The 14,643-nt window shown below is 69.1% G+C and carries 13 protein-coding genes; 8 read left to right on the top strand and 5 right to left on the bottom strand.

What is annotated here, in order from left to right:
* Positions 1–99: 99 nt before the first annotated feature.
* The 3 genes from CQ047_RS04310 (at position 100) to sucB (ending at position 4,773) form a co-directional block, all read left to right on the top strand.
* A complete protein-coding gene (locus CQ047_RS04310; RefSeq protein WP_105673053.1) occupies positions 100–1,578 on the top strand; it encodes a leucyl aminopeptidase in 1,479 nt (492 codons plus the stop codon).
* Positions 1,575–2,948 (top strand): dihydrolipoyl dehydrogenase, encoded by a 1,374-nt coding sequence (gene lpdA, locus CQ047_RS04305; RefSeq protein ID WP_105673052.1) that lies wholly within the window; start codon positions 1,575–1,577, stop codon positions 2,946–2,948. The genes CQ047_RS04310 and lpdA overlap by 4 nt, the downstream gene beginning before the upstream one ends.
* Before the next feature lie 67 nt (positions 2,949–3,015).
* Positions 3,016–4,773 carry a 2-oxoglutarate dehydrogenase, E2 component, dihydrolipoamide succinyltransferase gene (sucB, locus tag CQ047_RS04300; RefSeq protein WP_105673051.1) on the top strand — a complete coding sequence of 586 codons (1,758 nt, stop codon included), beginning with the start codon at positions 3,016–3,018 and terminating at the stop codon, positions 4,771–4,773.
* Between the two features lie 8 nt (positions 4,774–4,781).
* Here sucB and CQ047_RS04295 read toward each other — a convergent pair whose 3' ends face one another.
* Entirely contained in the window at positions 4,782–6,257 is a 1,476-nt protein-coding gene (locus CQ047_RS04295; protein WP_146114265.1) for a hypothetical protein, read from the bottom strand.
* A 164-nt stretch (positions 6,258–6,421) separates the two neighbouring features.
* Here CQ047_RS04295 and CQ047_RS04290 point away from each other — a divergent pair, with 164 nt between their 5' ends.
* Complete coding sequence (locus CQ047_RS04290; RefSeq protein WP_105673049.1) at positions 6,422–7,132, top strand: DUF4191 family protein; 711 nt, start codon at positions 6,422–6,424, stop codon at positions 7,130–7,132.
* A 65-nt stretch (positions 7,133–7,197) separates the two neighbouring features.
* Here the strand turns inward: CQ047_RS04290 and CQ047_RS04285 are convergent, their stop codons facing one another.
* Entirely contained in the window at positions 7,198–8,385 is a 1,188-nt protein-coding gene (locus CQ047_RS04285; protein WP_105673048.1) for a RimK family alpha-L-glutamate ligase, read from the bottom strand.
* A gap of 17 nt (positions 8,386–8,402) precedes the next feature.
* Here CQ047_RS04285 and CQ047_RS04280 point away from each other — a divergent pair, with 17 nt between their 5' ends.
* Positions 8,403–8,891: an ATP-dependent zinc protease gene (locus CQ047_RS04280; RefSeq protein ID WP_105673047.1), complete on the top strand. Its 489-nt coding sequence runs from the start codon at positions 8,403–8,405 to the stop codon at positions 8,889–8,891.
* A gap of 6 nt (positions 8,892–8,897) precedes the next feature.
* Here CQ047_RS04280 and CQ047_RS04275 read toward each other — a convergent pair whose 3' ends face one another.
* Positions 8,898–9,329 carry an RDD family protein gene (locus CQ047_RS04275; RefSeq protein ID WP_223586358.1) on the bottom strand — a complete coding sequence of 144 codons (432 nt, stop codon included), beginning with the start codon at positions 9,327–9,329 and terminating at the stop codon, positions 8,898–8,900.
* Positions 9,330–9,465: 136 nt separating this feature from the next.
* Between CQ047_RS04275 and glnA the strand changes: the two genes are divergently transcribed.
* The gene (gene glnA, locus CQ047_RS04270; RefSeq protein WP_105673045.1) at positions 9,466–10,890 is read left to right on the top strand and encodes a type I glutamate--ammonia ligase; all 1,425 of its coding nucleotides are present in this window, start codon (positions 9,466–9,468) and stop codon (positions 10,888–10,890) included.
* A 168-nt stretch (positions 10,891–11,058) separates the two neighbouring features.
* Entirely contained in the window at positions 11,059–11,901 is an 843-nt protein-coding gene (locus CQ047_RS04265; RefSeq protein WP_105673044.1) for a transposase, read from the top strand.
* 34 nt (positions 11,902–11,935) lie between these two features.
* On the opposite strand, the gene CQ047_RS04260 is transcribed toward CQ047_RS04265, so the two are convergent.
* On the bottom strand, positions 11,936–12,442 hold the full coding sequence (locus tag CQ047_RS04260; RefSeq protein ID WP_105673043.1) for a GNAT family N-acetyltransferase: 507 nt from the start codon (positions 12,440–12,442) through the stop codon (positions 11,936–11,938).
* 114 nt (positions 12,443–12,556) lie between these two features.
* On the opposite strand from CQ047_RS04260, the gene CQ047_RS04255 reads away from it, so the two are divergent.
* Entirely contained in the window at positions 12,557–13,729 is a 1,173-nt protein-coding gene (locus CQ047_RS04255; protein ID WP_105673042.1) for an AI-2E family transporter, read from the top strand.
* Here CQ047_RS04255 and CQ047_RS04250 read toward each other — a convergent pair.
* Entirely contained in the window at positions 13,716–14,630 is a 915-nt protein-coding gene (locus tag CQ047_RS04250; RefSeq protein WP_105673041.1) for a diacylglycerol kinase family protein, read from the bottom strand. The two genes, CQ047_RS04255 and CQ047_RS04250, sit on opposite strands and share 14 nt — an antisense overlap.
* Positions 14,631–14,643 lie beyond the last annotated feature (13 nt).

Raw genomic sequence — 14,643 nt, 5'->3', positions numbered from 1 at the left:
AGCCGCGTCGGACGAGGGGGCGGCACGGGTATTGCTCAGAGCGAACACGCGGCGGCGCCACCACACGCCCCCGGCCTCCGTGCTCTCTAGGATGGAGGCATGACGCTTCCCGCGCTCTCGCGCACCTCAGATCAGTTCCCCGGAAGCGCTGCAGATGCCGCAGTGCTCGTCGTGCCCGACATCTCCGACTCCGCAGAGTCGCTCGCCGGCTTCCCCGGCCTCGCGGACTCGCTGCAGGGCATCGGCTTCACGGGTGGCGCCTCCGCCTTCGCGCGGGTGCACGCACCCCAGGTGACGACGGTGCCGTTCGCGGTGGTGGGCGCCGGGAAGAACCCGAACGCGCTCGCCGTGCGCAACGCCGTCGGTGCCGCACTGCGCACGCTCACGGGATTCGCGACCGTCTCGGTCGCACTGGCGCCGGGGCTCGAGGAGTTCGCGGATGCCGCGGCAGAGGGCGCCGTGCTCGGAGGCCACCGGTTCGACGGGTACAAGGCCGATCCCCCGAAGCCGCGGGCGAGCACCGTTCTGCTTCACGCTGAGCTCGACGATGCCGCCGTGGCGCGCGCCGCAGCCGTCGGCGAGGCCGTCGCGCTCGTCAAGGACCTCGTGCTGGTGCCCGCCGAGTGGCAGAGCCCCGCGCAGCTCGCCCAGAGCGCCGCCGACAGCGTCGATGGGCTCGAGGTCTCCGTGGAGATCCTCGACGAGAAGGCGCTGGCCGAGCAGGGCTTCGGCGGCATCCTCGGCGTGGGCCAGGGATCGGACCGGCCGCCGCGCCTCGTGCGCCTCGATTACTCCCCCGCCGACGCGGCGCGCCACATCGCCCTCGTCGGCAAGGGCATCACCTTCGACACCGGAGGCCTCTCCCTCAAGCCCGCCGCCTCCATGGTCGGGATGAAGTTCGACATGGCGGGAGCCGCGACCAGCCTCGCCGCGCTGCGGGCCATCGCGAAGCTCGGCCTTCCCGTTCGTGTGACCGCCTGGCTGTGCATCACCGACAACATGCCCTCAGGACGGGCGATCCGCCCCGGCGACATCCTGCGGATCCTCGACGGCACGACGGTCGAGGTGAACAACACCGATGCGGAAGGTCGCCTCGTGCTGGCCGACGGCCTGGTCGCCGCGAGCCGCGAGCACCCCGATGTCATCATCGACGTCGCGACCCTCACCGGCGCCATCATCGCCGCGCTCGGCCATCGGCACACCGGCGTGTTCGGAGACGACGACACCGTCGCGGAGTTCCTGGCCGCAGCGGATGCCGTGGACGAGCCGGCGTGGCACATGCCCCTCCCCACCTACATGGAGGACTCGCTCGACTCCCCCATCGCCGACCTGCAGAACGCGAACATGAGCGATCGCATGGGCGGAGCCTCCTTCGCCGGGCTCTTCCTGCAGCGCTTCGTCGGCCGCGTGTCCGACGCCGAGGACGCCCCGCGCATTCCGTGGGTCCACCTCGACATCGCCGGCTCCAGCGAGCACAACGGCGCACCCTACGGCTTCACTGAGAAGGGCCCAACGGGGGCGATGGTCCGATCGATCATCGCCTTCGCCGACGCATCCCACCCGGAGGCAAGATCATGACAACCCACACCTTCGACATCGTCGTCCTCGGTGGCGGCAGCGGCGGGTACGCCGCAGCCCTGCGCGCCAGCGAGCTCGGCAAGTCCGTCGCCCTGATCGAGAAGGACAAGGTCGGCGGCACCTGCCTGCACCGCGGGTGCATCCCCACCAAGGCGCTGCTGCACGCCGCCGAGGTGGCGGAGCACGTACGAGGGGCCGCGCACGTCGGCATCTCGGCGTCGCTCGACGGCATCGACCCGGCGGGCGTCCGCGCATACCGCGAAGGCATCGTCGCGAAGAAGTACAAGGGCCTCGAGGGCCTCGTCAAGGCCCGCGGCATCAAGACGGTGGCCGGCGCCGGGCGCCTCAACGCCGATCGCTCGGTGAGCGTCGGCGACGACGTGTACGTCGGCGCGGACGTGATCCTCGCGACCGGCTCGTACAGCAGGACCCTCCCCGGTCTCGAGATCGGCGGACGCATCCTGACGAGCGAGCAGGCGCTCTCCCTCGACGTCATCCCCGAGAAGGTGCTGATCCTCGGCGGCGGCGTGATCGGCGTCGAGTTCGCCAGCGTGTGGCGCTCGTTCGGCGCCGAGGTCACGATCATCGAGGCGCTCCCGCACCTCGTCCCCAACGAGGACATCGCGCTCAGCAAGGGCCTGGAGCGCGCATTCCGCCGCCGCGGGATCCAGTACTCCCTCGGCATCCGCTTCCAGACCGCCGTGCAGGACGACGCCTCTGTGACCGTCACGCTCGAAGACGGCAAGGAGTTCACCGCCGACTACCTCCTCGTCGCGGTCGGCCGCGGTCCGGTGACCGCCGACCTCGGGTTCGAGGAGGCGGGCGTCGTCCTCGACCGCGAATTCGTCACGGTCGACCAGGATCTCCGTACCGGCGTCCCCGGAGTGTGGGCCGTCGGCGACATCGTCCCGGGTCTGCAGCTCGCACACCGCGGTTTCCAGCAGGGCATCGCGGTCGCCGAGCGCATCGCGGGCCTCTCGCCCGCGAACGTCCCGGACGTCCAGATCCCGAAGGTCACGTACTCGAGCCCCGAGGTCGCCTCGGTGGGCATCACCGAGGAGGCGGCGATCGCCGCCCACGGAGCGGATGCCGTCGCCGCCTACGAGTACAACCTCGCCGGCAACGGCAAGAGCGAGATCATCGGCACCGGGGGTCTCGTCAAGGTCGTCCGCCTCAAGGACGGCCCTGTCCTCGGCGTCCACCTCCTCGGCGACCGGGTCGGCGAGCTCATCACCGAGGGCCAGCTGGCCGTCGCGTGGGAGGCGCACCCCGAGGACATCGCCCCCCTGATCCACGCCCACCCCACACAGAGCGAGGCACTGGGCGAAGCCTTCCTGGCGCTGGCCGGAAAGCCGCTCCACGCTCTCTGAGCACCAACCGGTGCGCAGTTCACTAAGCTAGACAAGCGTCATACAACTTCCTGAAGGAGACTCCGTCATGAGCACATCCGTGATCCTCCCCGCTCTCGGTGAGAGCGTCACAGAGGGTACGGTCACCCGCTGGCTGAAGCAGGTCGGTGACACGGTGCAGGCGGATGAGGGCCTGCTCGAGATCTCGACCGACAAGGTCGACACCGAGATCCCCTCCCCTGTCACCGGCGTGATCGAGGAGATCCTCGTCGCCGAGGACGAGACCGTCGAGGTCGGCGCGCTTCTCGCGCGCATCGGCGACGGCAGCGGCGCAGCACCGACCGCGGATGCCCCGGCAGCCGCGGCCCCTGCTGCAGAGGCGACCCCCGAGCCGGCCGACCCCAGCGTCGGTGCACAGGCCGAGGCCGCACCCGCTGCGTCCGCACCCGCGGCCCCTGCCGCACCGGCTGGCGACGCCACCGACATCGTCCTCCCCGAACTGGGCGAGAGCGTCACCGAGGGCACCGTCACCCGCTGGCTGAAGCAGGTCGGCGACACCGTCGCGGTCGATGAGGCCCTGCTCGAGATCTCGACCGACAAGGTCGACACCGAGATCCCGTCGCCGGTCGCCGGCGTCCTGCAGGAGATCGTCGCCGGTGAAGACGAGACCGTCGCCGTCGGCGCCGTGCTCGCGCGTGTCGGCTCCGGTGCAGCACCCGCCGCCGCGGCGCCCGCTGCTCCGGCACCTGCAGCGGCTCCTGCACCCGCCGCCGCACCGGCACCCGCTGCCGCACCGGCACCCGCCGCCGCACCGGCACCCGCTGCCGCACCGGCACCCGCCGCCGCACCGGCTCCCGCTCCCGCTCCCGCAGCTGCCCCGGCGCCTGCAGCCGCACCGGCACCCGCCGCCGCACCGGCCCCGGCCGCTGCGGAGAACGACAACGTCTACGTGACGCCGCTCGTGCGCCGCCTCGCTTCGCAGCAGGGTGTCGACCTCGCGACCGTCGCCGGCACCGGTGTCGGAGGACGCATCCGCAAGGAGGACGTGCTCAAGGCCGCCGAGGCCGCAGCCACCGCGCCTGCCGCTGCCGCACCCGCTGCTCCGGCTCCCGCTCCTCTCGAGGTGTCGCCGCTGCGCGGTACGACGCAGCCGATGTCGCGTCTGCGCAAGGTGCTCGCGGAGCGCGCTGTCGCTTCGATGCAGCAGACGGCCCAGCTGACGACGGTTGTCGAGGTCGATGTCACGGCCCTCGCCGACTATCGGGACAGCGTCAAGGGATCGTTCCTGCAGAAGACCGGCGACAAGCTGTCCTTCCTGCCGTTCTTCGCCCTGGCCGCCGCCGAGGCTCTGCGCGCCTTCCCGATCGTGAACTCCACGGTCGACGGCGACCAGATCGTCTACCCGGCGACCGAGAACCTGTCGATCGCGGTCGACACCGAGCGCGGCCTGCTGACTCCCGTCCTGCGCGACGCGGCGTCGAAGAACATCGCTCAGATCGCTCATGAGATCGCCGACCTCGCTGCTCGCACTCGCGACAACAAGCTGAAGCCCGACGAGCTCGCCGGCGGCACGTTCACGCTGACCAACACCGGTTCGCGCGGCGCGCTGTTCGACACTCCGGTGGTCTTCCTGCCGCAGTCCGCGATCCTCGGCACCGGAACCGTCGTCAAGCGCCCCGGTCTCGTGAAGGTGGGCGGCGCCGATGCGATCGCCGTCCGTTCGTACGTGTACCTCGCGCTCTCGTACGACCACCGGATCATCGACGGCGCCGACGCAGCTCGCTTCCTCGGTGCGGTCAAGGCCCGCCTCGAGGCGGCGAACTTCGCGGCAGACCTCGGAGCCTGATCACAGCATCACCCTGGCTGGTCCGCGACGTCGTACACGTCGCGGACCAGCCAGTGCTCGTTAAGGCGCACGAGCACGAGCATCCGCTCGCCCTCGGAGGGAGAACCGCCATCCTCCCTTGCGACCGCTGACATCCGCACCACTGCGACGTCGCCGTACTCGTCGACCAGCGCGAGTTCCGGTCGCTCCTCGCCCCGCAGCGCGACCGCCAGCGCATCGACGACACCGGCTGAACCTTCGGCCACCGCCTCCGTGCACGCGGCATCGGACTCAGCGAGGCACTGTGAGATCGTGTCGAGAAGCACGGGACCCGACGCCAGCGGATCCTCTTCAGGGCCCGGCGACTCCGGCGCGCTGTGCGGAAGTGCATCAGGTGTCGCGGCCGGGGACTCCGGCGGAGTGGACACCCGCGTCTCCGGTGTCACGGCACCGACCGTCTCTGCGCCATCGGCGGGCCACAGCAACCCCACGGCCAGGACTGCCACGGCGGCGACACCGGCGATCATCTGCGCTCGGCGCCGCTGGGGCCTCGGCACCCGTCCGCCGTCGCCCTCCCGACGTTTGTCACTCTGTCCGTCGTCACGCCGCCCGCGACCGATGCGGCTCCGCAAGCCAGCGCCTGTCTCCCGCGCAACACCGCGGCCGGAGTCAGGTCGCAGACGGAGAAGCAGGTCGGCCATCGTCCCGGAAGCAGCCCGCCCCCATCCCACCAGAGCTGAGCGGACGGCACGTCCTACTCCCCTGGACGCATCGCCCTCGTCAGAGGCGCGTCGGAGTTCCCGCCGACTCCACACCTGCGCGCGGGGGTCCTCGTCGCGGAGCATCTCGATGTCGCGAACCCTCTCTGGCGCCAGGACTTCCCGGTCGAGCGCCCTCGGCGCCGCGAGCTCGAACAGCTCCGCCTCCCATCGCGTGAGGTGCTGAGGCAGCATCCGCGGCCTGCTGCTCCCCTCCGTGAGCCCACCCTGCACGGAGGAGAGCAGCCGCCCCAGCGCCCGGTCGGTGCATTCCCGCTGCACCAGCTCGACGATCCGCGCGGTCGCGATCCGCACGTCCTCGCCCTCCCCGATCACGAACATCGGCCGACCTCCGTCCGTGATCCACCAGGTGCCGCTCCCCTCGGCGATCCTCTCCCCGCACTCCGCCACACCCCGCAGCAGACTCGCCACGAGGGTGCTCACCTCCCCAGGGGCGAGCGTGGAGCCCGCAGCGGCTCGGCGCCCCAGAAACGCCGAGATCCGCTCCGTGCACCACGGCAGCAGCACGTCGTGCCCGTCGGCACGACGCACGAGGTCGAGCGGACCGGCCACATGATCGCTCCCCGCGAGCATCCACCCCGTCCACCCGCTGAACGCGGCCGCATCCGCGCAGACGGCGACCCTTTCGCCGTCTGCGACCAACGTGCCCCGGAACGGCCCCTCGTCCGCATCGAGCACCCTGATCGCGCGGTGCGCACCGGGCACCAGCCCGGTCGCCGCGTTCATCTCCCTCACCATGCGACCATGACAGCGCATCCGCCAGCGCCGTGGTGGCGAAAGCGGGTGATGTGGATGGATCCGTCGCGAATCGACCGCTGTGGACGAAGAGTGGAATCCGCCCGGCGCGAACGGGACATCGGACGCACCGGGGAATCGGTAGGCTGATACCCATGGCAAACCGCGCGTCCGCACCTGAGAAGCGTCCTGGGTTCTTCTCCCAGATCAGGTCCCTCTTCAAGTTCACCCGTGAGATCTATCCCTGGCTTCCGTGGGCGCAGATCGCCATCCTCGTCGCCGGCGTCCTCGTCGGGCTGATCGCCGGATACGTCATCCCGCCGTTCCAGATCTGGACGCTGGTCCTGTGGGGCATCTCCGGTCTCATGCTCGGCATCCTCGGTGCGATGTTCCTCATGACGCGCCTGTCGACGTCCGCCATGTACCAGAAGATCGACGGCATGCCCGGCGCGACGGGTCATGTGCTGAGCACGAGCCTCGGCCGCAATTGGCAGGCCTCCGAGACGCCGGTGGGCATCAACCCGAAGACGCAGGATGCCGTGTACCGCACGGTCGGACGCGGCGGCGTCGTGGTCGTCGGCGAGGGTTCTCGCGGACGCCTCACCCGCCTGGTCAACGATGAGCGCAGCAAGGCGGAGCGCGTCGCGCACGGTGTTCCCGTCACGGTGCTCTACGTCGGCCATGGCGACGACGACGTCACGATCGCCGACCTGGCGAAGACCATCAAGAAGCTTCCGAAGGCCATCGACAAGGCGACGATGGGCGCGGTCATCCGCCGCATCGACTCGGTCTCCCAGTCGCTCTCCTCGCTGCCGATCCCGAAGGGCATCGACCCCACCAAGGTCCGTTCGCAGCGTCCGCGCTGATCGAACGCCCCGCACACGAAGAAGCGCGGCCGCACCTCGTCAGGAGGGCGGCCGCGCTTCGTCGTTCACTCGGAGAGCGGCTGGCGGGGCAGACGACGCACCTTCGCACGGCGCCGACGTCGCTCGGGGATCATGGAGCGCATCTCGTCGAGCTTGCCGAAGCAGAAGAGCCGATCGTCGGCCTCGAGGATCACGTGCTTGCGCGGGTTGGGGATGACGCTGACACCCCGGTGCAGCGTGAGCACGGTGATGTCGCGCTCCCACAGCCCCGCCTCGCCGAGCGTCTTGCCCACGAGATCCACCGCCCCGTGAACCATGAGCTCTGCCACTCCGTACCCGGTCGAGACGGTGAGCCGCTGTCGCACGTCGATCTCAGGGAAGGCGACCTGGCCGGCGATGTAGTCGATGATCGCACCCGCGACGTCGAGCTTCGTGGCGGTTTCGATGCCCTGGAGCCCCGGAGAGGAGTTCACCTCCATGACGAGCGGGCCGTCCTCGCCCTCCAGCATGTCGACTCCGGCGACGCGCAGGCCCATGATCTGCGCCGAGCGCACCGCGGCGCGCTCGTACACGGGGTCGAGCTCGATGGCCTCCACTGAGCCGCCCCGGTGCACGTTCGACCGGAACTCGTCGCCGGCTGCCGAGCGTCGCATGGCCGCCACGACGCGGTCGCCCACGACGAGGGCGCGGATGTCCTTGCCACGGCTCTCCGAGATGAACTTCTGGATCAGCACGTTCTGCTTCGTCGAGTGCAGGGTCTCGATGATCGCCTCGGCGACCTTGACCTGCGGAGCGAGGATAACCCCGATGCCCTGCGTGCCCTCGAGGAGCTTGATCACGACGGGGGCGCCTCCCACGCGTTCGATCGCCGGGCGCACGTCGGCGCGATTGCGGACGAAAGCGGTCGGCGGCATCGCGATGTTGTGGCGCGACAGGATCTGGTTCGCGCGGAGCTTGTCGCGCGCACTGGAGATGCCGTTCGCCGTGTTCGGCGTGTACACGTCCATCTGCTCGAACTGGCGCACCACGGCGGTGCCGAAGTACGTGATCGAGTTGCCGATGCGCGGCAGGATCGCGTCGTAGTCGCTGAGCTGACGCCCCCGATAATGCAGGTCCGGTTCATCGGCCGTGAGGTCTATCGCGAAGCGCAGCGTGTTCAACACCTTGACGTTGTGCCCGCGCTGGAGTGCCGCTGCACGGAGTCGTTGGGTTGAGTACGCCTGCGGCGCACGGGAGAGCACAGCGATCTTCACGAAGTTTTCCTGCCAGGATGTATCGGGTGAGTAAGACATCCCATTCAAACACTCTTATCGGGTGGCGAGAATGGGTGAGCCTGCCCGATCTCGGCGTCGACTGGTTGAAAGCCAAGATCGACACGGGCGCGCGCACCTCATCGCTGCACGCTTTCGAGATCCGCGAGTTCGAGCGCGACGGCGAGGAGTGGGTGCGATTCCGCGTCAAGCCCTGGCAGGACAGCCAGGAGGACACCGTCGAGGTGGAGTGCCCCGTGCACGATCGGCGGGCCGTCCGCAGCTCCTCTGGCCACGCGCAGGAGCGTTTCGTCGTCGAGCTGCTCATCCGCCTGCACGACCGCGAGGTCCTCGCCGAGGTCACGCTGAGCAACCGCGACGAGATGGGGTTCCGGATGCTCATCGGCCGCGAGGCGCTGCGTCAGGGGTACGTCGTCGATCCCGCCCGCTCCTTCGTGGGCGGACGCGCTCCCCGAGAGGCGCGCCGCCGCAACCGCGGCAAGGAGTGAGCCGCGTCAGGCGCGGATGAGCATCAGCCCTGACGCCTTGTCGTGGAGTCCTCGCTGATCGGCGTCCCATACCACCGCGGGGATGACGATGACCAGCAGGAGCGTGCGGACGACGGGGCGCCACAGGCCGACCCAGCCGGGGCCGGCGAAGGGAACCACACGCATGCCGAGAATGCGGTGCCCCGGGCTGCCGCCAGCGGTGGGGATGAAGAGGATCTGCATCACCGCGAACACGGCCATGGGCGCGAACTGGCTGAGACCGGCCTCCGAGGGCAGCGCGAACTGGTTGAATCCGAAGAACGCCGTCGCGATGATGCTCGCCGCCGCATAGTCGATCAGCAGCGCGCCGATCCGCCGGCCGGGGCGGGCGATGCTCCCGGGACCTTGCTCTGGAAGACCGAGTCGTTCACCGGGGTACGAGTTCACAGCATCCGTCACTTGTCCAGCCTACCCAGCGTCCGCGGGTGCCTCCGCCGTAACAAGCTCGAAACAAAGCGGACACCCCGGAGAAATCCTCCAGCCGTACTGTGCAGAATGGCCGTGAAGCCATCGATCCGCATTACAGGAGTCGTACATGTTCAAAGATTCGTCCGAGGTACTGAGCTACATCACGGAGAACGACGTCAAGTTCCTTGACATCCGTTTCACCGATCTCCCCGGTGTGCAGCAGCACTTCAACATCCCGGCATCCACGGTGGACGAGGACTTCTTCGTCAACGGCCAGCTGTTCGACGGTTCCTCGATCCGCGGCTTCGCGAGCATCCACGAGTCCGACATGCAGCTCATCCCTGACGTCACGACCGCCTATGTCGACCCGTTCCGCGAGGCGAGCACGCTCGTCATGGTCTTCGACATCTACAACCCCCGCACCGGAGAGATCTACTCGAAGGACCCACGTCAGGTCGCCAAGAACGCCGAGAAGTACCTCGCGTCGACCGGCATCGCCGACACCGCGTTCTTCGCGCCCGAGGCCGAGTTCTACATCTTCGACGAGGTCCGCTACTCCGTCACCGCGGGCGAGAGCTTCTACAAGGTCGACTCCGAAGAGGCCGCGTGGAACACCGGCCGTGAGGAAGAGGGCGGCAACCTCGGCAACAAGACGCCGTACAAGGGCGGCTACTTCCCCGTCTCCCCCGTCGACAAGACGGCCGACCTCCGCGACGACATCACCCTCAAGCTCATCGAGGCCGGGTTCATCCTCGAGCGCTCGCACCACGAGGTGGGCACCGCCGGTCAGCAGGAGATCAACTACCGCTTCGACACCATGGTGCACGCGGCAGACGACATCCTGAAGTTCAAGTACATCGTCAAGAACACCGCCGACCAGTGGGGCAAGACCGCGACGTTCATGCCGAAGCCGCTCTTCGGCGACAACGGCTCGGGCATGCACACCCACCAGTCGCTGTGGAGCGACGGCAAGCCGCTCTTCTACGACGAGGCCGGCTACGGCCAGCTCAGCGACATCGCGCGCTGGTACATCGGCGGCATCCTGGCGCACGCTCCGGCGCTGCTCGCCTTCACCAACCCGACCCTGAACAGCTACCACCGTCTGGTCAAGGGCTTCGAGGCCCCGGTCAACCTGGTCTACTCGGCCGGAAACCGCTCGGCCGCGATCCGCATCCCGATCACGGGCTCCAACCCGAAGGCGAAGCGCATCGAGTTCCGTGCGCCCGACGCCTCCGGCAACCCGTACCTCGCCTTCGCCGCGCAGCTCATGGCCGGCCTCGACGGCATCAAGAACCGCATCGAGCCGCACGAGCCCGTCGACAAGGACCTCTACGAGCTCCCGCCCGAGGAGGCCAAGAACATCCCGCAGGTGCCGAACTCGCTGCTGGACTCGCTGGAGGCCCTGCGCGAGGACCACGCCTTCCTCCTCGAGGGCGGCGTGTTCACCGAGGAGCTCATCGAGACCTGGATCTCCTACAAGTACGAGAACGAGATCCTGCCGATGGCCCAGCGACCGCACCCGTTCGAGTTCGAGCTGTACTACGGCGTCTGATCGCCCGACGTTCACGATGAGCCCGTCCCGACCTGCGTCGGGGCGGGCTCTTCCGTCTGCGCCAGGGTCCCGAAGAACAGGGCTGACGGCGCTCACGTTTCCTCGGTACTCTCGATCGATGCCCGCCCACATCTGCCGCGCCGCGCCGATCGTCTCACCCGTCGTCCGATGACGTCACGCGACTTCGCGGAGATGGCGGCCGCGCTGTACTCCGGTCCACCCGCCGAGTTCGTCGCGACCCGGAACGCCTTCGCGGCAGCGGCCGCCGATCGCGACACGGGCGATCGGATCCGCGCGCTCAAGAAGCCGTCGGTGTCGGCGTGGGTCGTGAACCTGTTCGCCCGCGAACGCCCCTCCCAACTCGGTGAAGCACTGCAGTTGGCGCAGGAGCTCCGCGACGCGCAGGCCGACCTCGACGCGGCGACGCTGGCGAGCCTCGGTCGTGAACGTCGCGCACTCACTCAGCGCCTGGCTGCGGAAGCGACCTCACTGGCGTCGGCGCAGGGCGAGCGCATCACGCCAGCCACCTCCGAAGCGGTGCGGCAGACACTCACCGCGGCGTTCTTCGATCCGGATGCAGCGGCGGCCGTCGCTTCCGGTCGGCTGATCCGAGAGCTCGAACCCTCCGCCCCGGTGGATCTGGAGTCGGTCGTCGCGGGCGGAGTGTCGGATGCCGCGCCCGCTTCCACCCCTCCTCTCGATGAGGTGCGAGCGCGACGGATGCGGAGGGATGCGGAACGTGCGGTCAGCGACGCGGAGAAGGCTCTTGCTCACGCCGAACAGCGGCAGCACGCAGCGCAGAGGGCGGTGAGAGACGCCGAGGCTCTGACCGCTCGGCTGCCTGCGCAGATCGAGGAGCTCGAGACGGAGCTCGCACGGATGCGCGATCGACTCGCCAGGGCGACGGCGGATGCCTCGGCCGCTCAGGCGCTCCTGGATACGGCGACATCCGACGTCGTGAGCGCAGCGGAGGAGCTGTCCGCATCACGGCAGCGCGTGAACGAGCTGTGATGACGGCCTCTCGAGCCTGTCGAATGATCACCGACTAGTCGTCGACGGCGCCCAGGTCCAGCATCCATTCGTTCATGACGAGCTCGCCGCCCCGGAAGGTCTCGGTGATCGTCCCGACGAGGGCGAAGCCGTTGCGCCGGCAGACGCCGTTCGACGCGGCGTTCTCGGCGCCGGGGAACGCGGTGAGGAACCGGCGCCCCGCGCGGTGCTCGCGCGCATCGACCACGAGCAGCGCGACAGCCTCCGATGCCGCCCCGCGCCCCTGCGCCTCGGGGAGGACGAACCATCCCGTCTCCAGGGCCGCTGAGCCCCGCCAGTCGACGTTCCACCAGCCGATCGACCCGAGCGGCACACCGTCATCCTCGATGACGAACATCCGCGCCTCTCCCGACTCCCCCAGCCGCAGATAGCGGGCGTGCCGGTCGACGAGCTCCTGCTCGCTCTCCGGTCCGTTGAGGTGGGCCGTCATCGTCGGAGTGTTCGCCTGCGTCAGGAGGGGGAGGTCTTCCGCGGACCAGGGACGGAGCAGCAGTGCGGTCATGCTCAGACTCTCCCACGCGGCTCGGACACTCCGCAGCGGACGCCGCGCAACCGGCTTGACTCCGGAGCGCGCGCCTGCTCAACTGACAGTTCCGAACCGACACCTGGGGGCACGATGCGACGCCGTCGACCGATCACCACGCCTGAGACGACGAACACGGCGCAGCCGTATCAGGGCACCCGCCCTCAGCCGCAGCCGACGACGGCCGCCGCCGCGATCTCGCGCATCAACCCGTTCGTGTTCGGCCTGTTCGGGGCCCTCGGCGTTCTCGTCGCGCTGACCCTGGGCGGCATCGTCACCCAGCTCGGAACGGTGCTCGTCTACATCGGGTTCGCCGTGTTCCTCGCGCTCGGCCTCGATCCGATCGTGACCTTCCTTGAGAAGCGGTTCTCGATTCCGCGCCCAGGCGCCGTCGCGATCGTCGTCGCGATCGTGCTGCTGCTCTTCGCGGGGATCATCCTGGCGATCGTCCCGATCCTCGTCGACCAGATCAGCAACCTGATCGAGAACGGTCCGAAGATGGTGAGCGACATCCAGCACGCCGGCTGGTACAAGGACCTCACCGCGCAGTTCGGCGCGAACTTCCAGGACGCGACCGACGCCGTCCTCAAGTTCGTGAAGGACCCCAGCAACCTCCTCAACATCGGCGGCGGCGTGCTCGCCGTGGGCACCGGCATCGCCGGCGGCTTCACCGGCGTCACGATCGTGCTGATCCTGACCCTCTACTTCATGGCCTCCCTGCGCAGCATGAAGAAGGTCGCCGCCCGCTTCGTGCCCGCCTACCAGCGCGACACCTTCAGCAGCCTCGTCGAGGACGTCTCCGGCGCCGTCGGCCGCTACGTCATCGGCCAGGTGAGCCTCGCCCTGGTGAACGGCGTCCTCAGCCTCATCGTGCTCTCGATCATCGGCGCCCCGGTGCCGGCTCTGCTGGCCCTGATCGCGTTCATCGGATCGATGATCCCGCTCGTCGGAACGCTGTCGGCGTCCATCGTCAACTCGCTGATCTGCCTCGTCGTGAGCCCCGTCACGGCGCTCATCGCCTTCATCTACTACCTCATCTACATGCAGATCGAGGCATACGTCCTCTCCCCGCGCATCATGAGCAAGGCGGTCGCCGTCCCCGGCTCGCTGGTCGTGATCGCCGCGGTCGCCGGCGGCGCCCTCGGCGGGATCGCCGGCGCCCTCGTGGCGATCCCGGTCGCGGCGAGCATCATCATCATCGTCCAGAAGGTGCTCTTCCCCGCTCAGGACGGGAAGACCACCCCGCCCGCCGTCAGCGCACGATGAGAGCGCCCGGCTGCACGGTCGCGACGAAGGACGCGACCTCGCCGACCTCCTCGCCGTCCACCTCGAACTGCTGAGGGGAATCCAAGGTCACCGAGATCGTCTGCGCAGCCACGTGGCGAGTCGACTCCGTGCTGACCGCCTCCGTGCCCCCGCCGAGGAGACGCCGGATGCCGTTGTCCCACACGACCGACCTCACGGTGTCGAGCCACTGCAGCGCCCCGTCGGCGCTCACGAGCAGCAGATCCAGCTGCCCGTCGTCGAGCACGGCATCCGGGAGCAGACGGATGCCGCCCTGCAGCATGCCGCAGTTGCCGATGATCATGGTGTGCCCACGGACCTCCTGAGCGTCGCCCTCGTCCAGCGTGAGGGTGATGTCCGTCATCTCCGTGCCCGCCAGCGCCCGCCCCATGGCCTCGACGTAGGCGAGCCAGCCCGCACGGTCCTTCAGATCGTCGTTCGTCTCCACGAGCATCTGCGCATCGACGCCGAAGCCGACCATGACGGTGAAGGCGCGCTTCTCCCCCTCGAACTCGACCCAGCCGATGTCGATGCTGCGGGGCTCGCCGTCCTGCACGCGCTCGAGCGCAGCGGTGATGTCGTCGAGCGGCACACCGAGGTTCCGCGCGAGCAGATTCCCCGTGCCCTGCGGGACGATGCCCAGCGCCACCTCGGTGCCTGCGAGCACCTCTGCGACCGCTCGGACCGTGCCGTCGCCGCCGACCGCGACGACGACGTCGCAGCCCTCGTCGATCGCGGAGGACGCCATCCCGCGCCCCGGGTCGTCTTCGCTCGTCTCCCACCACACAACCTCCGCGGTGATGGTCTCCGAGACCGCGGCGCGCAGCCGCTCCTCATCGATCTTCGAGGGATTCCAGATCACACCGAGCTTCGAGATCGTCATGGGGCCAGCCTGC

The sequence above is a fragment of the Microbacterium sp. MYb72 genome (assembly GCF_002979415.1).
Taxonomy (GTDB): Bacteria; Actinomycetota; Actinomycetes; order Actinomycetales; family Microbacteriaceae; genus Microbacterium; species Microbacterium natoriense.
The sequence above is the reverse complement of the archived record's forward strand: the minus strand, read 5'-3'. Positions and strand labels throughout refer to the sequence as shown.